This is a genomic window from Winogradskyella haliclonae (genome assembly GCF_014635865.1).
Taxonomy (GTDB): Bacteria; Bacteroidota; Bacteroidia; order Flavobacteriales; family Flavobacteriaceae; genus Winogradskyella; species Winogradskyella haliclonae.
The window spans coordinates 380233-405145 of sequence record NZ_BMDQ01000001.1 but is presented as its reverse complement, the minus strand read 5'-3'; the positions used below and the strand labels follow the sequence as shown (position 1 = coordinate 405145).

Annotated in this window: 25 protein-coding genes; 5 read left to right on the top strand and 20 right to left on the bottom strand. The window is 33.1% G+C overall.

Annotation, left to right across the window (positions count from 1 at the left end; all coding sequences use genetic code 11):
- From IEV10_RS01845 to mfd, 3 genes are read right to left on the bottom strand one after another with little or no spacing between them, the layout of a single operon-like run.
- Positions 1–1299, bottom strand: a complete 1299-nt coding sequence (locus IEV10_RS01845; RefSeq protein ID WP_188372994.1) for a TlpA family protein disulfide reductase — start codon at positions 1297–1299, stop codon at positions 1–3.
- 56 nt (positions 1300–1355) lie between these two features.
- Positions 1356–2219, bottom strand: a complete 864-nt coding sequence (locus IEV10_RS01840; RefSeq protein WP_188372993.1) for a DMT family transporter — start codon at positions 2217–2219, stop codon at positions 1356–1358.
- Positions 2216–5545: a transcription-repair coupling factor gene (gene mfd, locus IEV10_RS01835; RefSeq protein ID WP_188372992.1), complete on the bottom strand. Its 3330-nt coding sequence runs from the start codon at positions 5543–5545 to the stop codon at positions 2216–2218. Before mfd ends, IEV10_RS01840 begins: the two co-directional genes overlap by 4 nt.
- 102 nt (positions 5546–5647) lie before the next feature.
- Here mfd and IEV10_RS01830 point away from each other — a divergent pair, with 102 nt between their 5' ends.
- Positions 5648–6079 (top strand): tellurite resistance TerB family protein, encoded by a 432-nt coding sequence (locus IEV10_RS01830; protein WP_188372991.1) that lies wholly within the window; start codon positions 5648–5650, stop codon positions 6077–6079.
- Positions 6080–6126: 47 nt separating this feature from the next.
- Here the strand turns inward: IEV10_RS01830 and fbp are convergent, their stop codons facing one another.
- Complete coding sequence (gene fbp, locus IEV10_RS01825) at positions 6127–7131, bottom strand: class 1 fructose-bisphosphatase (RefSeq protein WP_188372990.1); 1005 nt, start codon at positions 7129–7131, stop codon at positions 6127–6129.
- 128 nt (positions 7132–7259) lie between these two features.
- Here fbp and IEV10_RS01820 point away from each other — a divergent pair, with 128 nt between their 5' ends.
- From IEV10_RS01820 to IEV10_RS01805, 4 genes are read left to right on the top strand one after another with little or no spacing between them, the layout of a single operon-like run.
- Positions 7260–7736: a GNAT family N-acetyltransferase gene (locus tag IEV10_RS01820; RefSeq protein WP_188372989.1), complete on the top strand. Its 477-nt coding sequence runs from the start codon at positions 7260–7262 to the stop codon at positions 7734–7736.
- Complete coding sequence (locus IEV10_RS01815; RefSeq protein ID WP_188372988.1) at positions 7737–8987, top strand: aspartate kinase; 1251 nt, start codon at positions 7737–7739, stop codon at positions 8985–8987.
- A gap of 21 nt (positions 8988–9008) precedes the next feature.
- Positions 9009–10838 carry a GNAT family N-acyltransferase gene (locus tag IEV10_RS01810; protein WP_188372987.1) on the top strand — a complete coding sequence of 610 codons (1830 nt, stop codon included), beginning with the start codon at positions 9009–9011 and terminating at the stop codon, positions 10836–10838.
- Positions 10828–12231 (top strand): carboxypeptidase-like regulatory domain-containing protein, encoded by a 1404-nt coding sequence (locus IEV10_RS01805; RefSeq protein ID WP_188372986.1) that lies wholly within the window; start codon positions 10828–10830, stop codon positions 12229–12231. The genes IEV10_RS01810 and IEV10_RS01805 overlap by 11 nt, the downstream gene beginning before the upstream one ends.
- Positions 12232–12328: 97 nt before the next feature.
- Here the strand turns inward: IEV10_RS01805 and IEV10_RS01800 are convergent, their stop codons facing one another.
- From IEV10_RS01800 to IEV10_RS01725, 16 genes are all read right to left on the bottom strand, one after another.
- Positions 12329–12838 carry a YtxH domain-containing protein gene (locus tag IEV10_RS01800; protein WP_188372985.1) on the bottom strand — a complete coding sequence of 170 codons (510 nt, stop codon included), beginning with the start codon at positions 12836–12838 and terminating at the stop codon, positions 12329–12331.
- Positions 12839–12901: 63 nt separating this feature from the next.
- Positions 12902–13288, bottom strand: a complete 387-nt coding sequence (locus IEV10_RS01795) for a VOC family protein (protein ID WP_188372984.1) — start codon at positions 13286–13288, stop codon at positions 12902–12904.
- 1 nt (position 13289) lies between these two features.
- Positions 13290–13748: a DUF1801 domain-containing protein gene (locus IEV10_RS01790; RefSeq protein WP_188372983.1), complete on the bottom strand. Its 459-nt coding sequence runs from the start codon at positions 13746–13748 to the stop codon at positions 13290–13292.
- Positions 13749–13765: 17 nt separating this feature from the next.
- Entirely contained in the window at positions 13766–14272 is a 507-nt protein-coding gene (locus IEV10_RS01785) for a DUF4199 domain-containing protein (RefSeq protein WP_188372982.1), read from the bottom strand.
- A gap of 104 nt (positions 14273–14376) precedes the next feature.
- Complete coding sequence (locus tag IEV10_RS14410; protein WP_188372981.1) at positions 14377–14787, bottom strand: response regulator transcription factor; 411 nt, start codon at positions 14785–14787, stop codon at positions 14377–14379.
- 9 nt (positions 14788–14796) lie between these two features.
- The gene (locus IEV10_RS01775) at positions 14797–15735 is read right to left on the bottom strand and encodes a 2-hydroxyacid dehydrogenase (protein WP_188372980.1); all 939 of its coding nucleotides are present in this window, start codon (positions 15733–15735) and stop codon (positions 14797–14799) included.
- Positions 15732–16097: a cupin domain-containing protein gene (locus tag IEV10_RS01770; RefSeq protein ID WP_188372979.1), complete on the bottom strand. Its 366-nt coding sequence runs from the start codon at positions 16095–16097 to the stop codon at positions 15732–15734. Before IEV10_RS01770 ends, IEV10_RS01775 begins: the two co-directional genes overlap by 4 nt.
- 59 nt (positions 16098–16156) lie before the next feature.
- Positions 16157–17530: a magnesium transporter gene (gene mgtE, locus IEV10_RS01765; RefSeq protein ID WP_188372978.1), complete on the bottom strand. Its 1374-nt coding sequence runs from the start codon at positions 17528–17530 to the stop codon at positions 16157–16159.
- Positions 17531–17568: 38 nt separating this feature from the next.
- Positions 17569–18345: a 16S rRNA (adenine(1518)-N(6)/adenine(1519)-N(6))-dimethyltransferase RsmA gene (rsmA, locus tag IEV10_RS01760; RefSeq protein ID WP_188372977.1), complete on the bottom strand. Its 777-nt coding sequence runs from the start codon at positions 18343–18345 to the stop codon at positions 17569–17571.
- Between the two features lie 4 nt (positions 18346–18349).
- Entirely contained in the window at positions 18350–18538 is a 189-nt protein-coding gene (locus tag IEV10_RS01755; protein ID WP_188372976.1) for a hypothetical protein, read from the bottom strand.
- 2 nt (positions 18539–18540) lie between these two features.
- On the bottom strand, positions 18541–18864 hold the full coding sequence (locus tag IEV10_RS01750) for a DUF4286 family protein (protein ID WP_188372975.1): 324 nt from the start codon (positions 18862–18864) through the stop codon (positions 18541–18543).
- Positions 18865–19377 carry a GNAT family N-acetyltransferase gene (locus IEV10_RS01745; RefSeq protein ID WP_188372974.1) on the bottom strand — a complete coding sequence of 171 codons (513 nt, stop codon included), beginning with the start codon at positions 19375–19377 and terminating at the stop codon, positions 18865–18867.
- Between the two features lie 8 nt (positions 19378–19385).
- The gene (locus IEV10_RS01740) at positions 19386–21191 is read right to left on the bottom strand and encodes a tetratricopeptide repeat protein (RefSeq protein WP_229719560.1); all 1806 of its coding nucleotides are present in this window, start codon (positions 21189–21191) and stop codon (positions 19386–19388) included.
- Positions 21192–21292: 101 nt separating this feature from the next.
- Positions 21293–22564 (bottom strand): serine--tRNA ligase, encoded by a 1272-nt coding sequence (gene serS, locus IEV10_RS01735; protein WP_188372973.1) that lies wholly within the window; start codon positions 22562–22564, stop codon positions 21293–21295.
- A 99-nt stretch (positions 22565–22663) separates the two neighbouring features.
- The gene (locus tag IEV10_RS01730) at positions 22664–23971 is read right to left on the bottom strand and encodes an HTTM domain-containing protein (RefSeq protein ID WP_188372972.1); all 1308 of its coding nucleotides are present in this window, start codon (positions 23969–23971) and stop codon (positions 22664–22666) included.
- Positions 23968–24882: a bifunctional riboflavin kinase/FAD synthetase gene (locus tag IEV10_RS01725; protein ID WP_188372971.1), complete on the bottom strand. Its 915-nt coding sequence runs from the start codon at positions 24880–24882 to the stop codon at positions 23968–23970. Before IEV10_RS01725 ends, IEV10_RS01730 begins: the two co-directional genes overlap by 4 nt.
- Positions 24883–24913 lie beyond the last annotated feature (31 nt).

The following is a 24913-nucleotide window of genomic DNA, read 5'->3' as shown; positions in this document are numbered from 1 at the left end:
TTACTTCTCTTCTTTAAAAAACGCTTCCAAACCTTCAAAGTCATAAGGCTTAGCAATAATCTTTTTACTAGCATCTAACACAAAATACGTTGGAGTTGCCACTATGGCAAACGTTTGTACTAAAGGGTTTTCCCACTTACCCAAACCAATACCATGTACAAAATCAGGATACTTTTTAATTTCTTCAGACCAATTTACACTGTCATTTTCCAAACCATAGGCAATCACTTTTGTGTCAGATACATTGTCGAACAATGTTTTTACTTTTGGCAACTCGTTAAGGCAATGTCCGCAACCGCTACTCCAAAAAATAAGCACATAAAAATTATCACCTTTTAGCTCAGAGAGTTTTAAGTTAGATTTGATCTCAAAATCTGGAGCAATAGCACCAATAGATGTGTTTTTATAACTGGTTAATTGCTGTTCTAAAATTTTATTTCCTGTGACTTTAGCGATAGCCAATAAATACTTGTCAGATATGTAATTGGCCATATCATGATTTTCGCGACGCTTAAACTCTTGCCATAATAACTCTAATAATGGCGATTGTACTTTTGCATCGTTATCTTTTATAGCATCGGCTACAATATCAACATGAGATATATACGTTTTGTTATCTGTTTTAGCAGACATCCCAAAAACAAAACCAGTAATACGATCAGTAATTAAACTAGAACTTTGTAAAAAAGTATCATTAAAATCTATGTTTTTAAAGAAGTTTGCCTTTAAGCTTTTAGAATAGGCTGACAAGTCTTCATAAGCCTCAGGAATATAGGGTTTATTAGCTTTTATAAAAGCTTCTACAAGTTTGCCTTTTGCTAAATCTTCATAAGATTGCTGTGTGTCTTTTAAGGTTTTAAAAATAGAAACAAATGCCGTTTTATCTGTACCGCCTTTGGTGTAAAAATTACTAATAGTTTGGTTGACGACATCCATACTATTAAGGTAAGAATCCCATAATTTGTTTTCAGAAGACTCGGTAAAATTTACACCCTCATCAAGACTAAAGGTAAAGTGGACATCTTCCTTACCGTTATAGACTAAATCAAAATTATTTTCCTCTGGCGGAATCGCGTATACTATTTTGTAGATTCCTGCTTTTGCAGTTTCATCTAAGGACAGCGAAAAATTCCCTAAACTATCTAATTGCGCACGATTTACATAATTAGCCCCATCTGGTGTAGCTTCATATAAAAAAGCATAGGTATAATCTTCTGCAGGAGAAAATGTACCGCTAATTTTATGCTGTGCAATGAGTAAGGTTGGGAGTAGTATAAAAGCGACTATTAATTTTTTCATGAAACTCTTTTTTGATTATAGTTGCATGCGCAACTATCACGCCAAGTTATAACATTTTATGTTTTCTTAGAACGAATACTTTCAATAATTACAGTTGCTAAGATGAGGCTTCCGCCAATATATGTGTTAGAAGTAGGAATCTCATTCAGAAAGAAGAATGCAATGATGATTCCAAAAACAGGTTGCGTGCTTGCTATAATACTAGCTGTACTTACTTTAAAATATTTTAGGCTATTAATAAACATGGTATGCCCAATAGCTGTAGTTAATAATGCCAATACTAATACATAAGGATATTGCGAACTGATATTGGATGTATCCATAAACAATAAAGCAGGTACCAATATAAAGGTCATAATAGCAACTTGATAAAACATAAGCATCGTGCCATTGTATTTTTTGACCTCATTCTTTAATAAAAAGAGTCTTATAGCATAGCATAAAGCAGATAGTAAGCCTAGTAAAGCACCTTGTAATTGAGAGTTTTCTAGATTGAATTCTGGTGCTAAAATATAAATACCAATAAGCACGAGAACGCCTAATAAAATATGAATAGGGTCTAATTTAACCTTAATAAAAATAGGTTCTAATAATGCAGTAATTACCGGAAATGTAAATAGCGTTAACATACCAATAGCTACATTAGATAATTTTAAGGCATAGAAATAGGTAATCCAATGTGCTGCCATAAATAAAGCAGCAAATAGAAAGGTCCACGAGTCTTTCTTGGATTCAATTTTTAAGGATATCTTTTTGTATTTACAGAATAAAAACAAAAAAACTGCTGCTAGAGCAGAACGCCACCAGACAAGTACTGGAGTTGGCATGTCTATAAATTTACCCAAACTACCAGATGTACTTATAAAAATTGTGGCTATAGTGAGCCAGAGCAAATGGTTTATATGGGAGTTTTGTTTCATATTTCTGAAAGCACTTTTAACGCTTGAGATGTTGACTTAATATTCTCAAAAGTTAAGAGTAGTCGCAAGCCATTACGGGTTTGTTTTTCTTTCATTTTACAATTGCGCGCATTTTGCTGTACAAATTGTAACACTCTGGTAAAACCATCACTTTGATAAAAGGCACTTTGCTGATCTTGGATAAAATAACCAATAAGTTTCCCTTGTTTTATAATCAGTTTTTCTAAGCCTATTTCTGTGGCTGTCCATTTTAATCTTACGCTATCTAACAAATCAGAGACTTGAGTCGGCATTTCTCCAAAACGGTCAATAATTTCAGATTCAAATTTTTGTAAGGCTTCTTCAGTTTTAATCTCGTTGAGTTTGGTATAAAGGTTAAGACGTTCTGTGATATTATTGACGTAATCATCTGGGAAAAGCAGTTCAAAATCAGTGTCAATAGTAACATCTTTTACGTAAGTTTTGGGCTTACCATCGTCCTTGTATAAATCTACAAATTCAGATTCTTTAAGTTCTTCAATAGCTTCGTTTAGGATTTTTTGGTAGGTATCAAAACCAATATCATTAATAAATCCACTTTGTTCACCACCTAATAAATCACCTGCTCCGCGTATTTCTAAGTCTTTCATAGCAATGTTAAATCCACTTCCTAGTTCTGTGAATTGCTCTAGAGCTGTGATGCGTTTTCTGGCATCTGTTGTCATTGCAGAATATTCGGGTGTAATAAAATAGCAGAATGCTTTTTTGTTGCTTCGACCTACACGGCCACGCATTTGGTGCAAGTCGCTAAGACCAAAATTATTAGCGTTGTTTATAAAAATGGTGTTTGCATTTGGGACATCCAAACCACTTTCGACAATGGTTGTGCTGACTAATACATCAAATTCACCATTCATAAAAGCCAGCATTAATTCTTCTAACTTTTTCCCATCTAGCTGTCCATGACCAATGCCAATTTTAGCGTCTGGAACTAAACGTTGAATCATTCCGGCAACTTCTTTTATATTTTCGATTCGGTTATGAATAAAGAATATTTGTCCGCCACGTTGAATCTCGTAACTCACAGCATCACGTATAGTTTCTTCATTAAACCTAATGACATGACTTTCTATAGGATAACGGTTTGGTGGTGGCGTGGTAATTACGGATAAATCACGTGCCGCCATTAAACTAAACTGAAGTGTTCTTGGTATTGGTGTTGCTGTTAATGTCAATACATCAACGTTTTCTTTTATCGTTTTAAGTCTTTCTTTTACAGCGACACCAAACTTCTGCTCTTCGTCAACAATAAGAAGACCTAGATTTTTAAATTTTACGTTTTTATTAGCGAGTTGATGTGTCCCTATTATAATATCAACACTTCCCCTTTCAAGACCTTCAAGGGTTTCGCGTTTTTGTTTTGCGGTTCTAAAACGATTAACGTAATCTACAGTAACAGGAAAATCTTTTAAGCGTTCTTTGAATGTTCTAAAGTGCTGATAAGCCAAAATTGTTGTAGGGACTAAAACAGCAACCTGTTTTCCATTATCTACGGCTTTAAAAGCAGCTCTAATAGCAACTTCAGTCTTACCAAAGCCAACATCACCACAAACCAAGCGATCCATTGGGCGTTCACTTTCCATATCAGCTTTGATATCTGCCGTAGAACTCATTTGGTCGGGTGTATCTTCATAGATAAAAGACGCTTCTAACTCATGTTGCATATGGCTGTCTGGCGCATATTGAAAGCCTTTTCTTAGTTTGCGTTTTGCATAGAGTTTTATAAGGTTAAACGCTATTTCCTTAACTCGAGACTTCGTCTTTTGCTTAAGTGTTTTCCAAGCTTTGCTACCTAGCTTATAAACCTTTGGAGGCTTACCATCTTTACCATTAAACTTGGTAATCTTATGAAGTGAATGGATACTTAAGTATAATACATCTCGCTCACAATAGACCAACTTTATAGCTTCTTGCTTTTTGCCTTCGACATCTATTTTCTGAAGTCCACCAAACTTACCAATACCATGGTCAATGTGTGTGACATAATCACCAATTTCGAGATTTGTCAATTCTTTTAAAGTAATCGCTTGCTTTTTAGCATAACCATTCTTTAAATGAAATTTATGATAGCGGTCAAAAATCTGATGATCGGTATAGACAGCAATTTTATGATCTAAATCTATAAACCCTTGATATAGGGATAGCACGACAGTTTTATAATTAACGTCTCTTTCAGAATCTTCAAAAATGTCATGAAAACGCTTTGCTTGCTGCTCACTGACACATGCAATGTAGTTGGTTAGACCATTACTGTGGTTTTTGTTTAAGTCATCAATTAATAGATTGAATTGCTTATTAAATGAGGGTTGAGGTTTTGTATTGCATTGAATGGTTTCACTACTAAAAACAGCCGAGTTGCCAAACTCCACTAAATTATAATCCAAAAATTGACGCTTTAGTAGTTCTGAATTACAAAATAACTCATCAGGAGAAGCATGTTTTATATCTTCTGAAAGTGCATTAAATGCTTCAATTGCTTTTTCGTAAAAACTATCAATTCTTGAGAATAATAAAGACGAATTTTTAGAGAAAACCACTGTTTTAGAAGAAATATACTTTAGAAAACTTTCGCGCTTTTCTTCTATAAACTTATTAGCAACATTAGGAATAATACTCACTTTTTTAATACGCTCCGTAGATAATTGGGTTTCTACATCAAAGGTTCTGATACTATCTACTTCATCTCCAAAAAACTCAATGCGATAAGGCTCGTCATGAGAAAAAGAAAAGACATCAACAATACCGCCACGAACAGAAAAATCGCCAGGTTCTGTTACAAAATCTACACGCTTAAATTGGTATTCGAACAAGACTTCATTTACAAAATCGATACTTAACTCATTACCAACAGCAATCTTTAGTGTGTTTTTTTCAAGCTCCTTTTTTGTGACTACTTTTTCAAATAGGGCATCAGGATAAGTAACAATTAACGCAGGTTTTTTTCTTGAATTTATTCGGTTTAAAACCTCAGCACGTAATAACACATTGGCGTTGTTAGTTTCTTCTATTTGATAAGGTCGGCGATAACTGCCAGGATAGAATAATACATCTTTACCATTAACTAACTGCTCTAAGTCATTTAAGTAATAAGCAGCCTCTTCTTTATCATCAAAGACTAGTAAAAAAGGCTTTTCAGCAGTTTTAAAAGCTTCAGAAATTAGTAGAGATAACGAAGAGCCAACTAAGCCTTTTAAGTGCGTATTCCCTTCAGAATTGGCAATAGCATTTTGCAGATTTTGCGTTTGCAAAGCCTGTGCATAGGTTTGGGTAATTGTTGCTTTACTCAATGGCCTTATTTTGAGTGTGCAAATATAAAATTTTTTAAGCCTATCTATATTGAAAATCTTTTATTAGAATTATATTTGCATCGACTTAAAAAAACAAGATATATGTCATTTTCAGATTTATTCGAAAGCGGATTCCAAAAACGTAACCAAGATCATTTTGCAGCCATAGTTAGAGTCGCAATGAGTGATGGTGTTATCAATGATGCAGAAAAAGCTTTCTTAGATAGATTAGCTACGCGCTTAGATATTACAGAACACGATTATAAAGATATCCTTAAAGACTATAATTCGCATCCAATAAATGCACCACATTCATATAAAACACGTTTAGAACGTTTGTATGATTTAGCGCGTATGGTTTGGGCAGACCATATTGAAGGGGCAGATCAAGTGTCTTTGCTAGAAAAACTATGTATTGGGTTAGGGTTTAATCAAGATAATGTAAAGTATATTGCAGATAAGGCGTTAACACTTGTACACTACGAAGTAGACTTAGAAGATTTTATTGAAAAAATGAAAAACATGAATCAGTAACTGATTCTAAAAAGATAGATAAATCGAACAGAAATGTTCGCTTTTTTTTATGCATTACGCATAAATTCTTCTGCCTTTTCTACCATGTTTTTGCTCCCACAGATAAAAGGCACACGTTCATGAAGCTCCGTTGGGGCAATATCCATAATTCTTGTAAAACCGTCACTGGCTTTACCATTGGCTTGTTCTGCTAAAAATGCCATAGGATTACATTCGTATAACAAACGTAATTTTCCTTTTGCGTTTTTAGAGCTTTTTGGATACATATAGATACCGCCTTTTATCATATTTCTATGAAAGTCAGAAACCAATGATCCAATATATCTAGAGGTATATGGTCTGTCACCTTCTTCCATTTGACAGTATTTGATGTAATCTTTTATGCCCTTTGGGAAATGAATATAATTACCCTCATTTACAGAATATATATTGCCGTTTTCAGGAAATTGCATATTAGGATGAGATAGGTAAAATGTACCAATAGCAGGATTTAAAGTAAAGCCATTAACACCATGGCCAGTTGTATATACTAGCATCGTTGAAGTCCCATAAACCACATAACCTGCAGCAACTTGTTGGTTTCCTTTTTGTAAAAAGTCATCAATAGTAACTGGTGTCCCAACCGGAGTTACACGTCTATAAATCGAAAATATGGTACCTACAGAAACATTAACATCAATATTTGATGAACCATCAAGTGGATCTATTAAAACAACGTATTTATTCTGGTGATTTTCATCTTGACTATTAATAGCAACAAAATCGTCTTCTTCTTCACTAGCAATGCCACATACAATATTACGCTTGGTCATTGTTTTTATAAAGGTGTCGTTAGCATAAACATCAAGTTTTTGTTGATCTTCACCTTGGATGTTTGTGTCACCGGCAGCACCAATAATATCTACTAACCCAGCTTTATTTACTTCATGGTTTACAACTTTTGCGGCTAATCTAATAGAGTTAATTAGACGGGATAATTCTCCTGAGGTGTACTTAAAAGAGGATTGATTCTCAATAATAAACTCACCTAAGGTCTGGTTACGTTGCGACATGAACTAGAAAATTGATTTATTTGCCGCAAATATCGGATTTTTTAACTAACTATAACGTTTTCGTAGGGTAAATAAATTGAAAATTCTACAGACTTTCAGTTATATTTGGAAACCTATTCAAAACGTATATGTATCAACCAAGATTAGCCACTCAAGAGGATATGCCAAGAGTTTACGAACTTATTAAGGAATTGGCTGAATTTGAAAAAGAACCAGATGCTGTTGAGGTTACCGTTGAACAGCTAGTAGAAGACGGTTATGGAGAACAACCAAAATTTGTCTGTTTTGTCGTTGATGTTAACGATAAAGTAGAAGGCATTGCAATGATATATCCACGGTATTCGTCGTGGAAAGGTGAGGTGATTCACCTTGAAGATTTAATTGTCAGTCAGGCTTTACGTGGAAAAGGCTTAGGAACGATTTTGCTTGATGAAGTTGTCAAATACGGAAAACAAAAAGGTGTAAAACGCATCTCTTGGGATGTATTAGATTGGAATGAGCCAGCTATAAAGTTTTATGAGAAAAAAGGTGCAAATGTGATGAGAGATTGGGACATTGTGCAAATGGATGAACAAGCAATTGATAATTATATCAATAAATTATAAATGAAAATTTTCAAGTTTGGTGGTGCATCTGTAAAAGATGCAGAAGGTGTAAAAAATGTAGCTACTGTATTAAAAACAGTTGGTTACGAGAATACACTTGTCATAGTTTCTGCAATGGGGAAAACGACTAATGCTATGGAGTTAGTTGTTAAAAACTATTTTGAAAACAAACCCGAATTGCAGAGTGCTTTACAAGACGTGAAAAAGTTTCATAACCAGATTCTCCTCGACCTTTTTGATAATGAAAGACACCCTGTTTTTGATAAAATAAAGTCACTATTTTCCGAATTAGATGGTTTCTTTAAAATCAACAAATCTCCAGACTATAACTTTGTTTATGACCAGACTATTGGTTTTGGAGAGCTGATATCAACAACTATAATTAGCTATTATCTTAATGACATTGGATTGAAAAATAATTGGCTAGATGTGCGGTCATTTATTAAAACGGATAGCTATTATCGAAGAGCTAATGTAGACTGGGATGCTACCCAAGACCAGATATCTGAAAATTTTGATAGAAGTATATTAAATATCACGCAAGGCTTTTTAGCCAGTGATGCTAATAATTTTACAACTACGTTGGGCCGTGAAGGAAGCGATTATTCGGCAGCAATTTTTGCCTATTGTCTCAATGCAACAGGTGTTACTATATGGAAGGATGTGCCTGGTGTTTTAAATGCGGACCCACGTTATTTTGAAAACGCTAAGCTGCTTAATCAAATATCTTATAGAGAAGCTATTGAGTTGGCTTTTTATGGTGCATCGGTGATTCATCCAAAAACACTTCAGCCATTACAACGCAAGGAAATTCCGTTGTATGTCAAATCATTTTTAAACCCAAAAGCTCCAGGAACTAGTGTGAGCAAAGGCAAAACATTAGAACCGGAAATCCCCTGTTTTATAGTTAAGAAAAATCAAGTTTTAATTTCGTTATCGTCATTAGACTTTTCATACATCGTAGAAGAAAATATTAGTGAAATTTTTAGTTTGTTGCATTTGTATAAAATGAAAGTAGATGTGATTCAGAATTCTGCTATTAGCTTTTCAGTATGTTTAGAGAATACCTATGATAATCTCGAAAAGCTATTACAGCATTTAAAGGCAAAATTCAATGTAACATATTATAAAAATGTGAGTCTATATACTATTAGGCATTTTACAGAGGATGCTATATCTTCTCTTGAAGAAGATAAAGCTGTGTTGCTGAAACAATTAACCCAGGAAACCGTTCAAATAGTAACTACCTAAACATTTATTACATTTGTTTATATGAGTAAATCATCAAATACAGGACTTGTGTCCGCCAAAGAAGTTGCAAAAGCTATCAATGCAGATAAATATGGCTTCCTAGGAACCTTTGCGGGTTGGATTTTGATGAAAGTCTTAAAAATATCTTCATTAAATCGTATTTATAATCGTAACAAGCATTTAACAGATCTTGAATTTTTAGATGGCCTTTTGGATGATTTTCAGATTAAGTTCGAAATCCCTGAGGAAGACCTTAAACGCTTACCAAAAGAAGGACCATACATTACAGTTTCTAATCATCCACTTGGTGGAATTGATGGTATTTTATTATTAAAATTGATGCTAGAACAGCGAAGCGATTTTAAAATCATCGCTAATTTTCTATTGCATCGTATTGAGCCATTAAAACCTTATATCATGCCTGTCAATCCGTTTGAGGACAGAAAGGATGCTGCTAGTAGTATTACAGGTTTTAAAAATGCAATAATGCATTTAAGAAATGGTCATCCTCTAGGTGTCTTCCCTGCAGGAGAAGTATCAACATATAAAGATGGTAAGCTTGTTGTGGATAAACCTTGGGAAGATGCAGCAATGAAGCTTATACAAAAAGCAGAAGTGCCAGTTGTACCTATTTATTTTCATGCTAAAAACAGTAGATTATTTTATAGACTCTCTAAAATCAGTGATACACTACGCACGGCAAAATTGCCTTCTGAATTGTTAACCCAAAAACGTCGTGTAATTAAAGTAAGAATAGGTAGGCAGATTTCTGTAAAAGCTCAAAAAGAGCATAGTACACTAAAAGATTTTTCTGATTTTATCCGTCAAAAAACATACATGTTATCTCGTGCTTTTGAGGATAAGCCAAAAATTTTAGATAATATTCAGTCACAGTTAAAAGTTCCAAAACCTGCTAAGCGTATAGTAACACCTGTAGATTCTGAGGTTATGATTAATGAGGTTGAGCTTTTAAAGGGCAAAGACTGTAGACTGTTAACGAGTAAAAATTATGAAGTTTATTTAGCTTCAGCAGTAGATATCCCAAATATTTTAAGAGAACTAGGAAGGCTAAGGGAGATTACCTTTAGAGAAGTTGGAGAAGGAACTAATGAATCTATAGATTTAGACAATTTTGATACCTATTATCACCATATGTTTCTTTGGGATAATAATACTAAAAAAGTTGCTGGAGCATATAGAATGGGTTTAGGCTCGAAGATTTTTGAAGCGTATGGCATTGATGGATTTTATCTTCAGGACCTGTTTCGTTTTGAGCCAGAGTTGTATAAAATGATGAGCCAGGCATTAGAATTAGGAAGGGCATTTATCATTAAAGAGTATCAGCAAAAACCAATGCCTTTGTTTTTACTTTGGAAAGGCATTGTGCATACCACATTACGCTATCCTGAACACAAATATTTAATTGGAGGTGTAAGTATTAGTAATCAGTTTTCTAACTTCTCTAAGAGTTTGATGATTGAGTTTATGAAATCGCATTACTATGATCCTTATGTAGCTCAATATGTTCACCCCAAAAAAGAATTTAAAGTAAAACTTAAAGATGCAGACAAAGATTTTGTTTTTGATGCCACGGAAGCCGACTTAAATAAATTTGATAAGATTATTGATGAGGTCGAGCCAGGTGCATTAAGACTACCTGTATTGCTAAAAAAATACATTAAGCAAAATTGCAAGCTTATAGGTTTTAATGTAGATCCTTTGTTTAATAATGCGGTTGATGGGTTGATGTATATTAAGATTGCGGACTTGCCAGAAAGTACTGTTAGACCTGTGATGGAAGAATTCCAAGCAGAGTTAGAACGTAAATTTATGGATAACAATGATAAGTAGAATTACGTTTGTTTTACTTCTTTTTTCTTGCCTAGTTACTTATGCCCAAACTTTAAAGGGAAAAGTTATTGATGTCACTACCAAAGAACCTCTAGAAATGGTTTCGGTATATTTTAATAATACAACCATTGGAACAACTACTAATACTAAAGGCGAATTTTCTATAGATTATAATGGCGCAGTGCAATCTCCACTAATCATTTCTTACCTTGGGTATGATAAAGTCGTTATTTCTGATTATAGAAACCTCTTATTTTTAAATGTCGAATTAAAGGAGGCTTCCAACCAACTGGATGAAGTCGTAATTAATGCAGACGATGGTTTAACACGAAAGCAAAAATTAAGAATTTTTAGAGACCAATTTTTAGGTACTTCAAAGTATGGAAAAACCTGTAAAATTCTTAATGAAGATGATTTAATTTTGCGATATGATAAAAAAGGGAAACAGCTTAGCGTAAGTGCAAAAGCGCCTCTTGAGATTGAAAATAGAGCTTTAAAATATCATATCACATACGAACTTGTGGACTTTGAAGTTGTTTTTAATTACATAGATCTTTTTAGAAACGACTTTAATGTATATTCTACATATTATTCAGGCTCATCATTATATAAAGATAAAAACATTGAGAATAAAGAGTCTATTCTTAGACAAAGAAGAAAAGTATATATAGGTTCTATACAACATTTTATGCGTTCAATTTTTCGGGGTGATTTAAAGAAAGAAAAGTATAGAATCTTTAAGCGAGGTTTTGGAGTTAAAATCACCGAACATATTTTTGTTAAAGACTTAGATAGCACCAATTTTAAAGAAGTAAAATTATCTGGAAAATTAACCATTACTCATAAGGGAAAATCACAATCGGATTTGATACCAGAAACAGATAAATTTTACATTGATGAATTTGGAAATTTTGTTCCAGCTCAAGCACTGTTTTTTAATGGAGCTATGGGCAATCAACGCATAGGTGATACTTTGCCTTTGGATTATGGTTTAGATAATAATTCTCAAAATTCAGAAAATAGTTCCCAAATTATAAACGAAGAATTTTTAGAAGGCAGTTGGCAAGTTGTTAATGTAGACAAATCTCCAAAAGAAGCCCCTTTTAGTTTAATGGTGGATAGCTTTAAAGAGGCTAAGTTTACTTTTAATTCAAATAGAACTTGTAAGTTGGAAACCACTGTAGATAAAGGTTATTTTTCATTGATGACTTCTGTTATAAATCAATCTACTTGGGATATTTACGAACTCGATAATAATTCATTTATCAATATTGTAAATAATGGAAAAACCCAAATGGAGTTACTTGTTACTACTGAAGGAAAAGATATTTATTTTACTATAGGAAAAGAAAGAGAACCATCTTATTTTGTACTAAGAGTTGTTAAGGAATAAATTAAAAGTCTGTATATGTAGCTTTTAGTCGAATAGATGAATAATTAAAAAAGCCCAGAGCAAAATCTCTGAGCTTTTTTTACTGTAGTTTTAAACTTTATAAGCCCTTAAACCATTCTTGGAATTGATTTCCTAATAAAAAAGTAGGCTTCTTTTCGCCACTTAAAGAGCTAATTAAACTCATAATCCAAGCTATAATAATAGCAATTCCTAATACCCAGCCTAAAAACGGAATCAAAGCAAAAAAGCTTAATAAAAACAAGCCTAAATTTTGTCTTATATAAAAAGAACCTAATTCTGTTTTGTTACTATTATTCATAATCACAGCAATTATCCAACCAATCCAATAGACATGAGAAATAATACCAATATTTTTTCCATCACTTAATATTTCTTTGGCCTCGTCAGCAAATTCTGACGCTTTTTCCTTTGCTTCACTAGCAAATTCTGACGCTTTTTCTTTAGCTTCCTTACCAAGTTCTTTAGCATCATCGGCTAGTTCACTAGCTTTTTGACTTATTTTTTCTCCAGCTCTTTTTGCACTTTCTTTAGCATCACCTATCATATCATCAAGGTCGTCACTTAAATTTTTATTATCGTCAGACATAGTATTCGGTTTTTTAAGTTAAAAATTAGTTAGCTTTTAAAATTACTAAAAAAACCAATGAGATTATTTAAAGGCAGCATCAATAGGCTCCCATAATTCTATCTTATTGTTTTCATTATCAAGTATCCAAGCAAACTTTCCGTACTCATATGTCTGTATATCACCAACAATTGTTACACCTTCTTCTCTTAAAGTTTTTATAAGAGTTTCTAAATCCTCGACTCTGTAATTAAACATAAAGTCTTTTTTTGAAGGCTCAAAATAAGTGGTATCATCCTTAAAAGGACTCCATTGTGTTGAGCAATCATTACCGTTTTTGTCTTTCCACCAAAAAGTACAACCGTAATCATCGGTATTAAAATCGAGATGTTTTTTATACCAATCTTTTGAGGCTTTTGGGTCTTTAGATTTAAAGAATAGACCGCCTATCCCTGTGACACGTTTTTTCATATTATTTATTTTTTAAGGCAGTTTCATAAATAGTTATCCATTCTTCAACAGTCATTTTTCCTAAAAGTTCTTTAATCAAATCATAAGGAATATCGTCAACTTTTTTAAAGCGGACACAACTCTTACCCATGTCTAATTTGTACTTGGCATGTTTTGGATATTCTGCAACAAACCAATCGTATAATTCTTTTTTTGCATACAAACCTGAATGGTATAATGCAATAAAGTTCTTTTGTGACGCTATATTAATAAATGGTAAAGGCGGAAAAGGTTTGCAATGATATCCCGGAGGATAAATTGATTTAGGCACAAAATAGGCCGGCATATTATAGCCCATTCCCGATTCTAAACCTTTAGGCATATGTTCTTTTATAAGCTTATGAAGTTTTGTCATTGGGGCTTTGCGCTCCTCAGGCAATTGACTTATATAGTCTTCTGGTGAATCTGCTTTGTATTGCATAATAGTATTGATTTAGTTTATTTACGTTGTAAAATTAAGCCAGATATTAAAGATATAATAAACCCTAATACAAGAACAGAAGCTAACATCATAAAAGCCATAAAACTGGGACTACCATAGTCTTCCATTTGTTTGGTGAGCTTAGCACTTTCTACTTTGAATTCTTCTGGTGATAATGCTGCTTCCATACCACTTAATTTATACTCTAAATAATCCGAAGCAAAATCAGGATTAATTTGTGTTGTATATAAATAATCCATAACAGCTACACCAATTGCAGAAAATAAAGCTATAAGCATACCTATTGCAAGCGCTTTTCCTAAAGAGATTTTACCATTATTAACCTTATCACGATAATGTTTAATGCCAAAGAATACAAACAATAAAGAAATTATCATTGACGTATATCCAATGAGTTCTCCATAGTCATAGTCAACGCCCATCCCTAAAAAGAAAGGCAATCCAAATAGAACAAATCCACTTATGAGCGCATATAGCCCATATCTTATTACTGTTTTTTTCATAATTATTAGGTTTTGATTAGTTAGCCAAAAGTAGAAATAGGAAGATTTAGGAGGCTCATACTAAAGTACTATTTTACTCATACTTTAGTGTTAAAGCTAGTAAATTATATAATATTTAGACTTTTTGAAACTTGAATAGCTTGGGTTCGGCGTTTTGCATCTAGTTTTACAAGAAGGTTAGAGACATGCGTTTTTATGGTACTTTCCGAAACAAAAAGCTTTTCTGCGATTTCTTGATTTGATAAACCAAGCGCAATTTCTTTTAAGACTTCATATTCACGTTTACTCAGTCCTAGTTCTTCAATTTTTTTAAAGTCTATTTCTTGCTTAGGGGCAGGAGAAGATTTTTGTGCTCTTTTATTAATGAACAGGCCAATAAGTAAAAAGATAACGGCGATAATAGCCATAATATATTCAACTTGAAAATCACCACTTATTACAGCATATTTGCTAAGTTGAAATAGCAAGAGCAATGCTAAAATGAGCATTCCAAAAACAAAAATAGTTTTCTTCATTTTATAAAATTAGCAAAATTTTGCTTTGATTTTATCTACGATGGTTTGGGCTAACTTTTCTTTACTTTCAATAGTCCAACCAGCAACATGTGGAGAGAGTAATACGTTTTCAGAATGGATTAAATACTTAAATGCTTCTGGCATGTTCTCTGAAGTAAAAAGGTTTTCAAAAGAAGACTTTTCGTATTCTAAAACATCTAAACCTGCACCTAATACTTTACCAGACTTAAGCGCTTTAACCAAATCTGAAGTTACGACACTTTTTCCGCGAGCAGTATTAATTAGCCAAAATGGTTTTTGAAAACCATTAATAAAATCTGAATTCACCATGTTTAATGTTATTGGTGTTTGTGGTGTGTGTAGACTTAATACATCCGCTTTATTCTGCAATTCTTCAAGTGAAACCTGCTTGCAATTAGCATCACCAACATTAGTTTTAATGTCATAACATAAGACATCAACATCAAAACCGCGAAGCTTTTTTGCAAAGGCTTTGCCCATATTACCATACCCAATTAAACCTACCGTTTTACCATCTAGCTCAATACCTCTATTGTCTTCTCTCTGCCATTTACCTTGTCTTACTTCTTTATCGGCTTTATTTAGTTTATTAAAAAGAGACAATAACATTGCTAAACTGTGCTCACCAACGGCATTTCTATTGCCTTCTGGTGCATTGAATAATGAAATGCCTTTTTCTTCAGCATAACTGCAATCAATATTTTCTAACCCTGCACCAACGCGACCAATAAATTTTAGATTTTTAGCAGCATCTATAAAATGTTTATCAATAGTAAAGCGACTACGGATAATGATGCCATCATAATCCGAAATTTTAGCTTCAATGTCTGTTTTTGAAGAGGTATAATCTTTATGGTTAGTAAAACCTAAATCGTTGAGTTGATTTATGAGAAGCTCATGATTGCTGTCTATATGGAGTATTTTCAAATCCAAGGATATTCAGTTTGCGTCATTTCGTCTTGCACATTACCTGTATGCGCTGTATCAAGTTTTTCAAATAAAAGGAGATGGACTTCCTCGCCATTTTTAGTCGAAGGATTATGTTCAACACCTTTTGGGACAACTATCATTTCGCCTTCTTTAACGATTTCTGTCCTGTCTCTAAATTGCATGTACAAAGTGCCTTTAATCACTTGAAATAATTCATCTTCGTTATCATGGCTATGCCAAACAAATTCACCTTGAATTTTAGCTAGAATCACTTGCATGTTATCTACTGTAGCAATGCGATGTGGATGCCATTGTTTTGAAAAAAGTGCGTGCTTGTCTTTAATATTTATTGCTTTCATGATATAAAGATATTAATAATGAGATGCTGAACAAGTTCAGCATGACAATGACTAAATGATTAAATGCCTAAAATAAGTTTTGAGATAATTAAGTAAATCACAATCCCAAAAATATCATTACTTGTTGTAATAAACGGACCTGTAGCTATAGCTGGGTCAATACCTCGTTTATGAAGAAAAAGCGGAATAAATGTACCAATTAAACCTGCAATAATTATAACTGCAACTAGTGATATAGATATGGCTAAAGCTAATTCAAACCTTTGCTCCCAAGCAAATACAAATAGAAACAGAAAAACTGATAAAATAATCCCGTTTAATGTCGCTAATAACATTTCTTTGATTAGTCTATTATTTATACTGCCTTTTACATCATCATTTGCTAAACCTTGTACTATAATAGCACTAGATTGTACACCAACATTTCCTGCCATTGCAGCTATGAGTGGCGTAAACAAAAACAAAACAAAAGCTTCTTTTGGTAAGCTTCCTTCAAAATAATGCATAATAATAAACGCGCCAACACCACCAATTAAGCCTAAGAACAACCAAGGTAAGCGTGCTCTTGTCAATTCTATAATACTATCGTCTGAGTCTACATCTTGTGTAATACCAGCAGCAAGTTGGTAATCTTTTTCGGCCTCTTCTTTAAGGACATCTACAATATCATCAATAGTAATTCGGCCTAAAAGTGTTTGCTCATCATCAACAACAGGAATGGCTTCTAAATCGTACTTAGCCATTACTTTTGCAACATCTTCGGCATCGTCATTTACATTAACAAAATCTACATTTTCTTTGGCTATATCAGTGATTCTTTGGTCACTCTTTGCAGTGATTAAATCTTTTAAAGATAATCTACCAATCAATTTTTCTTCTTTACTAACCACATAAATAGAATGCACACGAGAGACATCTTTTGCTTGTCCACGAATACGACGTATACATCCTGCAACTGTCCATGTGCCATAGACTTTAACAAGCTCTTTTGCCATAAGTCCACCAGCAGTGTCCTCATCATAAGTTAAAAGCTCTTGGATTTCTGCTTTGTGTTCTTCGTCTTCAATTTGCGATATTACCGCTTCTTGACGTTCTTCAGGAAGCTCGGCAATTATATCTGCAGCATCATCCGTATCTAATTCTTCAACTTCTTCTGCGATTTCTTTAGCCGATAGATTGTCAAGAATTTTTTCTCGTACATCTTCATCTAGCTCAGTAAGAATATCTGATGTGGTTTCGCTATCGAGGAGCTTTATAATGTATATGGCATCTTCGAAGTTAAGTTCGTCTAAAATCTCGGCAATATCGGCGTAGTGAAACTCATTAAGAAGACGTTTTAGCGCCTCGTCATCATTATTAATGATAAGTGCTTTTACATTTTCTATCAGCTCATTTGTGAGTTGAAATTGTATGTTTTCTTGAGTTTCTTCCAAAGCGAAAAATCAGCAATTAAGGTTTTTATGCCTAATGTCTACTTTTCGTCCTTTTCAATTAATAAGGTTAATTCTATAAATTGAGCAACACTTAATTGTTCTGGACGCTGCCCAAAGATAGTATTTGCTTTTAAATTATAGGAAAGATTAAAAACTTTTAAACTATTGCGAAGTGTTTTTCGTCGTTGTTGGAAACTTGTTTTTACCACACGGAAGAATAGCTTCTCGTCACAAGGCAGATTGTAGTTTTCTTTTCGGGTTAATAATAATACACCCGAATCTACTTTAGGTGGTGGATTAAAAACACTAGGTGGTACTGTAAATAAATACTCCGCATCATAAAAAGCTTGTGTTAAGACAGAAAGAATGCCATATGCTTTACTGCCTTCTTTAGAACAAATGCGTTTAGCAACTTCTTTTTGAAACATTCCTGAAAATTCTGGAATTTGTTCACGCATCTCTAAAGTTTTAAAAACTATTTGGGAAGAGATGTTGTAAGGGAAATTGCCAATAATTGCGAAGGGTTTTCCATTAAATACTAGGTTAAGGTCGTAACGTAAAAAGTCTTTTTCGTAGATTCTACCAGAAAGATTAAGATAGTTGTTTTTTAGATACTCAACCGATTCTGTATCAATTTCTACAACATGGGTTATGGTATCTTTCTCTAACAAATATTTGGTCAAAACCCCCATTCCTGGACCAATTTCTAATACGTCATCATAGCCTTTTAAAGACAAGGTGTCTGCTATTTTTTTAGCAATATTCTCGTCTTTTAAAAAATGTTGTCCAAGGTGTTTTTTTGCTTTTACACTCATACGATTAATCTAAAGGCTTCTTTAGTGAGATAAAAATAAGTAATAACCCTAAACCAATTCCACATAAGAATCCCCCAATGGTTTCCCAAGGCTCAATGTTATATTGTACATATGCTAGGATTACCCCAGATACTATAATTAGGATGCAAACAGCAATTAGTAATGTTTTGTTATTGTATAGAAAATGATTCATGATTACTTAAAATTTACAGCATAAGTATCTATAACTTCAAGTTCTGTCCTGAAAGCTAACATTTTATCGGCAAACTTTTTTAAGCCTTCTTGCCTTAATTTATCGGCATCTTCCTGGTAATATTTATCTAAAGCTTCGCGCGAATAAGAACGGTATTGAATAGAATAGGTTTGACCACCCATTTCTTCTTCAACTAAAACTTTTGAAAATGTTGCACCGTCAAATTTTCCAGTTGCTAAAACTTTAGGAATATGTTCTTTTATCCAGATGAGCCATTCGTCATGAACGGAATCGTCTATGTTTACTGTGACGTTATATATTATCATTTATAATTGTTTTTCGAATAAGAGAAGATTTTTATCTTCCTCAAAAGGATTAACTGTTTTTTTATACTTGAAACCTAATTTTTCAATAAGTCCAATGGAGACCTTATTGGTAGGTAATGTTATTGCGCAAACTGTTTTAATATGAAATGTGTGCTTAGCTAAATTGAGTAACTCTGATGATGTTTCAAAACCATAGCCTTTTCCATGAAACTTTGGTAAGATAGAGAAACCTATATCCACATGCTCTAAAGTGTCACGTTTTAGTAAACCAGCTGTACCGATAGGCTTAAGGTTGTCAGATTTTAGACACATTTTGTAGTAACCAAAGTCATGTTTTTCGTAACATTTTAGCTGATTATTTTTTATGTAATCCTCTGTATCAGCTACAGTTCTTACATTTCTATCACCAATAAATTTTAACCAACCAGGTGTGTTCATCAATTCTAAAATAAAGGGCGCATCTTCCACGGTAATTTTTGAAAGAATTAATCTTTCGGTTTCGGCTATTTTCATTCTAGAATTTAATTTATCGTATCGCCTCGAAGCATTCTAAATTTCTTTCGAGCTTCAACAAAATAGATACTGTCTTCGTGATTGAAGATTATTTTTTCATAAAGTGATTTTGCTTCTTCAGGTCTTGCTAAATGCAAATTATAAAGCTCAGCCAGATAGTAATAAGCATCATCGATAAAAATATCCTCACGATAGTCTGCTATGATTTTTTGATAGTTGGCTTCTGCTTTTTCGTATTGGTTTTGCTTTTCATGAAGTTTTGCTTGGGTAAATAAAGCTTGATCAATAATACTTTCACCATTATGCTCAGTTAAAACCTTATCTAAAAGTTTAATGGCGTCTTCAGTTTTATTCTGAAATGCTAATAAATCTGCTTTAGCGTAATATTTTAGAGCTGTTTGTGTCGTATCGTCCCATTTGTTGTCGGAGATTAATAATTTTAAATCCAAGGCATCATTAGCAATAAGTTGAGAGGTCGATGCTTTTAAGACTTTAAGCTGAGATTCTGCCCAATCAAAATCACCTTTATAATAACTTGTTTTTGCAATTTTATAAGCGGCCTCCTGAGCAATAGTACTGTTTTTTAGATTAGCTTTTATTTGAGTGTAAAAGATAAGTGCCTCATTAAACTTTTCCTGAAGCACTAAAATATCTGCCAATTTTAGTTTTACTAAGGCTTCTTGATAAGGCGAAATATCTAATTTGTATGAGGCTTTTAGAAATTCTGAAGCTTGTTTAGGTTGCTCGAAACTAAATGCCAAAAACTGCCCATAGGATAACTGAAGTGCTAATGTAGATTCAAACTTACCATAAGTTTCAAACAGCGACAAGTATTTGTTATTTATAGCTTCAAGTTCTTTTTTTGAAGCATTTTCGGTTTTGATTTCTAATATAGATTGATGCGCGAGTAAAATAACATCTCTTTCTTGAGATGTCTCCAATATGTAGTTAAAAATATTGATTGCTATTTCTTCATCAGCATCATCTGAGGCTGTTATCGCCAAATCTATAATTCGTTCTAAGCTTTCAGGATTTCTCTTGTATAAGGCTTTTTCTTGTACAAAAGATTTACTGTATTGACGTTCTTGAACATAAAGCCAGCTTAATAACTCATACCAATATGCATCAGGATTAGTTTGTAAGCGTTTGAGCAAAAGGGTTCTTAAGATTTTATTGTTTTCGTTATCCTTATTTTCAGAAACAAATTGGCTAAAATTTCGTTTTATATTATTCAATGTATTTGGCTTATACGCCACATAATCTATATAGCTAGAAAACATATTTTTAATATCGCCTAAATCTCCATAAATGCGTGCTAACTGGACACTAAAATTCTTTTCTGGTAATAGTTGTGTCGCTTTTTTATAGCCTTTTATGGCTTGATGTAAAAGTGAATGTTTTTCAAAGCGTTGCCCAATACCATAAATATATGTAGGTCTTTCCTCTAATGCATCAATAGCCTCATTATATAATGCCTCTGCTTTTACAATACTGTCTTTGAGTTGGTAGTTATAGCCCAATTCTACAAGCATTATTGGAGCTCTATTTTTGACAATTCGTTTTTCTAAAACCTCTTGTGCTTTATCATACTCTTCTAATTGCTGATAAGTATCTACCATTTTATAAACATACGTGTAAGAATAGGGTTTAGCTTCGTATAGTTTACTGTAAATGAGTAATGCTTTCTTAAACTCTCCGCGCTTATAATAATCATCACCTAAATTAAGTTGTTTTTTGTCAGCGCCTTGCGCAACAACTATTGCAACAGAGAATAGTGTAATAAAGACTAATAGTATGTGTTTTCTTAACATCATAAGTTGTAAATATAACAAATGAGGCATTTAGATATTGCAAATGGTATCATAAAAAAATGCCCAAGGAAACTTGGGCATTAATTTTTATAACTTCTTATGTTTTAATCTATAATATCAAAACCAGTATACGGGATTAAGGCTTCAGGAATTTTGATGCCATTTTCCGTTTGGTAATTTTCAAGAATACTAGCAAGAATGCGCGGCAAAGCTAATGAACTCCCGTTTAATGTATGTGCCAATTCATTTTTACCATCACTATTTTTAAAACGTAACTTTAATCGGTTAGACTGGTAGGTTTCAAAATTAGAAACAGAAGATACTTCTAGCCAACGTTCTTGAGCCGCAGAAAAAACTTCAAAATCATACGTTAGTGCAGAAGCAAAAGTTAAATCTCCACCACATAGACGTAAAATACGATATGGTAATTTTAGCTCTTTTAAAATATCTTGGACATGAGACACCATATTATCTAAAGCTTTATAAGACTTTGATGGATGTTCTACACGGATAATTTCTACCTTATCGAACTGGTGTAAACGGTTAAGGCCACGGACATGAGCACCGTAACTTCCAGCTTCACGTCTAAAGCAAGGCGTATAACCGGTAATACCTATTGGTAATTCACTTTCACTAAGAATAACATCTCTAAAAATATTAGTTCCAGGAACTTCTGCAGTAGGAATTAGATATAGGTTATCTTCTGTAACATGATACATCTGACCTTCTTTATCTGGTAATTGACCTGTGCCAAAACCAGAAGCTTCGTTAACCAGGTGCGGTAATTGATATTCTGTATAGCCTACTTCAGTATTTTTATCTAAAAAGTAGGTTATTAATGCACGTTGCAAACGAGCACCTTTTCCTTTATAAACAGGAAAGCCTGCACCAGCTATTTTATTACCTAATTCAAAATCTATGATGTCGTATTTTTTTGCCAATTCCCAATGCGGAAGTGCACCATCATGTAAACTAGGTATTTCGCCATCACGGAGTGTTTCTAAATTATCTTCATCAGAATTTCCGTTAGGGACAATTGGGTTAGGAACATTAGGTATTTTGTACAATACGTTATTTAAAGCTTCAGCTTTTTCATTTAACTCCTGCTCAACCGTTTTTATAGTTTCTTTGAGCTCAGATGTTTTTGATTTAAGTGCGTTAGCTTTTTCTGCTTGGCCAGATTTAAATAAACTTCCTATTTCTTTTGAAATAGCATTCATTTCAGCTTTTGTGGTATCTAACATAGTCTGTAACTGACGGCGTTCTTCATCAAAATTTAAGACATCGTCAATCATTGGCTTTGCATCAATATTTCTGATGGCCAACAATTTTATAATCTCTTCGCTGTGTTCTCTTATATGCGAAACTTGTAACATAGTTGCTTGGTTTTTGTGTCGCTCTAAATTTGAGCCATAACGCTAATTAGCAAAGGGCAAAAGTAAAAAGATTTTATGGCTAGTGAAACAAAAAGAAGTCTATTTTGAAGGTAAAATCCACTTGTTGTGTTTAAAGTAATTCCACTCTACTTTAGTAAGGTCTACTTCTGGGTCTATAAAACGTTTTGAAGGTTTACCATTTACACTCACATACGAAGTGACAAATATTGAAACAGATTTACCTTCAATTTTAAATTTTTTATCAAGCATTTGAGCAAATTGCCATATAAAATCGGGCTTAGTTTTTAAGCCTCGCTGTTGTTTTTTAGTAAGGTAATCGTTGAGTTTAATAGGGATAATCTTATTTGTAGCATTATCAATTACCCTAAAATTAATGCTTCCATTTTTAGCACGTAACATCATACGCCATGAGAGTCGATGCCCTTCTTCAGTCCAAAGCACATTGTCTTCTATAAAGTAATGACGTAATGGGAGTGCTACCTGAATTATAAAGTATGTTGCAAAAGCAATTTTAAAAATAGTTTGATAACTAGGTATTTTTATAGCATTACCAGAGTAGAGTTCTTTCTTTTTTAAAAAGATATTTCTAATTGTTTTTGGTTCAAAAAAGAATAAGCAGAATGCTAAGGATAAGTAGGGGAATATACCAATATGAAATACAAAGGAATTAAAAAGATGAAAAAATATAGAAGCGAAAAATGCATATTTACGAGTTGGCTTAAAAAGCAATAGTGGGATAATTAACCCGTCGAATACTATTCCAGAGTATGCAATAAAATAATGTACACTTTCATTTTGAAGTAGCTCACCAACTATAGGAAAGTGAGATTTACCCTGCATTAATAGCTTGATTACTGAGGCATCTAGCCAATCTGGGTATATTTTTGCAATTGAAGCATAAGTATATACAATAAAGAGTTGTAAAATAAACACCCATCGACACCAATTGGGCATGGATATGCTTTTGAGTTTAGGGTTGCGTTTTACATCAAAACTTGCATAGCGATTGGCAGGTAGAATAGCCATAATAAAGCTTAGCAAGAACAATAAATAATAATGATTATTGTATGATGATTTCTGCATAAAATATGTGCCAGCCCACATCATTGCAAAAGCAAAAGCACTATACCTATATTTATAGCCTACCATTATAAGTAGCCCAAAAACACCCATTACAATGTAATACGCATACATCCAGTTTCCTGATAATGGTTGCAACCAACTAAAGTCTATAAAACTAAAAGTAAATTCGGGTTCAATTAGTGTTTTTTTTATCCAACCTGTAAATATGGCGCCAACAGATTCTAAAAAACAAAGTAGTCCAAAGAAAATTCTAAAAACGATTAGAGAAGAATTATCTATATGTTTAAATAAAAATGTATTCATTCTACTGATTTAATATATACTAATGCACTCTCTCTATCTAGTCTAAGTTGTTCTTGCAACGCTTCTAAGGTTTCAAACTTATGTTCATCTCTTAATCTACTTAATAGTTCTATTACAATTTGGTTACCATAAATATCGTTTTCAAAATTAAAGAAATGGACTTCTATAGATCTTGGCTTGTTTTTTATAGTAGGGTTTGAGCCAATATTCATCATGCCGTAATATTGGGTGTCATTAATTATAGATTTTACAACATATACGCCATCTTTTGGGATGAGTTTGTAATCTTCTTCTATAAATATATTAGCTGTAGGGAAATCAATAGTGCGCCCAATGCTTTGGCCACTAACGACTTTTCCGGTTAAAAAATAATTATAACCTAAATACGTATTAGCAAGAGATATATTTCCATTATTGAGGGCATTTCGTATTTTAGTGGAGCTTATAGTTACTTCTGCAATATCTTCTGCAGAGATTTCTTCAATTTCAAAATCAAACTCTTCAGAAAATTGTTTTAAATCATTAATGTTAGCACTTCTGTTTTTTCCAAAATGATGATCATATCCAATGAGAACCTGTTTGGTATTTAATTCATTTATTAAAATATCTTTTATATAAGCTCTAGCGGATAAGTTGGCAAACTCTCTTGTAAATGTTTTTACGCATATTAATTCAATACCAAATTTTTCTAGCAACATTCTTCGTTCTGCAATAGTGTTTAATAGTTTTATAGAGTGATTTTGTTGGAGTACCATCCTGGGATGAGGGAAAAAAGTCAATACGCTAGGTATCAAGTCTTTCTCTTTTGAGAGGTTTACTATTCGTTTTAGTATTTTTTGATGGCCAATGTGAACGCCATCAAAGGTTCCAATTGTTAAAATTTTTGAAAAACGTCGGTGATTTGATGACATTGTACGAAATATTCTGATTTTGTTAAGGATA

What these genes read in the sequence shown, in the direction of transcription:
- IEV10_RS01845 (WP_188372994.1), bottom strand. Translation starts at nt 1,299, where the DNA reads ATGAAAAAATTAATAGTCGCTTTTATACTACTCCCAACCTTACTCATT.
- IEV10_RS01840 (WP_188372993.1), bottom strand. Translation starts at nt 2,219, where the DNA reads ATGAAACAAAACTCCCATATAAACCATTTGCTCTGGCTCACTATAGCC.
- IEV10_RS01830 (WP_188372991.1), top strand. Translation starts at nt 5,648, where the DNA reads ATGTCATTTTCAGATTTATTCGAAAGCGGATTCCAAAAACGTAACCAA.
- fbp (WP_188372990.1), bottom strand. Translation starts at nt 7,131, where the DNA reads ATGTCGCAACGTAACCAGACCTTAGGTGAGTTTATTATTGAGAATCAA.
- IEV10_RS01820 (WP_188372989.1), top strand. Translation starts at nt 7,260, where the DNA reads ATGTATCAACCAAGATTAGCCACTCAAGAGGATATGCCAAGAGTTTAC.
- IEV10_RS01815 (WP_188372988.1), top strand. Translation starts at nt 7,737, where the DNA reads ATGAAAATTTTCAAGTTTGGTGGTGCATCTGTAAAAGATGCAGAAGGT.
- IEV10_RS01810 (WP_188372987.1), top strand. Translation starts at nt 9,009, where the DNA reads ATGAGTAAATCATCAAATACAGGACTTGTGTCCGCCAAAGAAGTTGCA.
- IEV10_RS01805 (WP_188372986.1), top strand. Translation starts at nt 10,828, where the DNA reads ATGATAAGTAGAATTACGTTTGTTTTACTTCTTTTTTCTTGCCTAGTT.
- IEV10_RS01800 (WP_188372985.1), bottom strand. Translation starts at nt 12,838, where the DNA reads ATGTCTGACGATAATAAAAATTTAAGTGACGACCTTGATGATATGATA.
- IEV10_RS01795 (WP_188372984.1), bottom strand. Translation starts at nt 13,288, where the DNA reads ATGAAAAAACGTGTCACAGGGATAGGCGGTCTATTCTTTAAATCTAAA.
- IEV10_RS01790 (WP_188372983.1), bottom strand. Translation starts at nt 13,748, where the DNA reads ATGCAATACAAAGCAGATTCACCAGAAGACTATATAAGTCAATTGCCT.
- IEV10_RS01785 (WP_188372982.1), bottom strand. Translation starts at nt 14,272, where the DNA reads ATGAAAAAAACAGTAATAAGATATGGGCTATATGCGCTCATAAGTGGA.
- IEV10_RS14410 (WP_188372981.1), bottom strand. Translation starts at nt 14,787, where the DNA reads ATGAAGAAAACTATTTTTGTTTTTGGAATGCTCATTTTAGCATTGCTC.
- IEV10_RS01770 (WP_188372979.1), bottom strand. Translation starts at nt 16,097, where the DNA reads ATGAAAGCAATAAATATTAAAGACAAGCACGCACTTTTTTCAAAACAA.
- rsmA (WP_188372977.1), bottom strand. Translation starts at nt 18,345, where the DNA reads ATGAGTGTAAAAGCAAAAAAACACCTTGGACAACATTTTTTAAAAGAC.
- IEV10_RS01755 (WP_188372976.1), bottom strand. Translation starts at nt 18,538, where the DNA reads ATGAATCATTTTCTATACAATAACAAAACATTACTAATTGCTGTTTGC.
- IEV10_RS01750 (WP_188372975.1), bottom strand. Translation starts at nt 18,864, where the DNA reads ATGATAATATATAACGTCACAGTAAACATAGACGATTCCGTTCATGAC.
- IEV10_RS01745 (WP_188372974.1), bottom strand. Translation starts at nt 19,377, where the DNA reads ATGAAAATAGCCGAAACCGAAAGATTAATTCTTTCAAAAATTACCGTG.
- IEV10_RS01740 (WP_229719560.1), bottom strand. Translation starts at nt 21,191, where the DNA reads ATGATGTTAAGAAAACACATACTATTAGTCTTTATTACACTATTCTCT.
- serS (WP_188372973.1), bottom strand. Translation starts at nt 22,564, where the DNA reads ATGTTACAAGTTTCGCATATAAGAGAACACAGCGAAGAGATTATAAAA.
- IEV10_RS01730 (WP_188372972.1), bottom strand. Translation starts at nt 23,971, where the DNA reads ATGAATACATTTTTATTTAAACATATAGATAATTCTTCTCTAATCGTT.
- IEV10_RS01725 (WP_188372971.1), bottom strand. Translation starts at nt 24,882, where the DNA reads ATGTCATCAAATCACCGACGTTTTTCAAAAATTTTAACAATTGGAACC.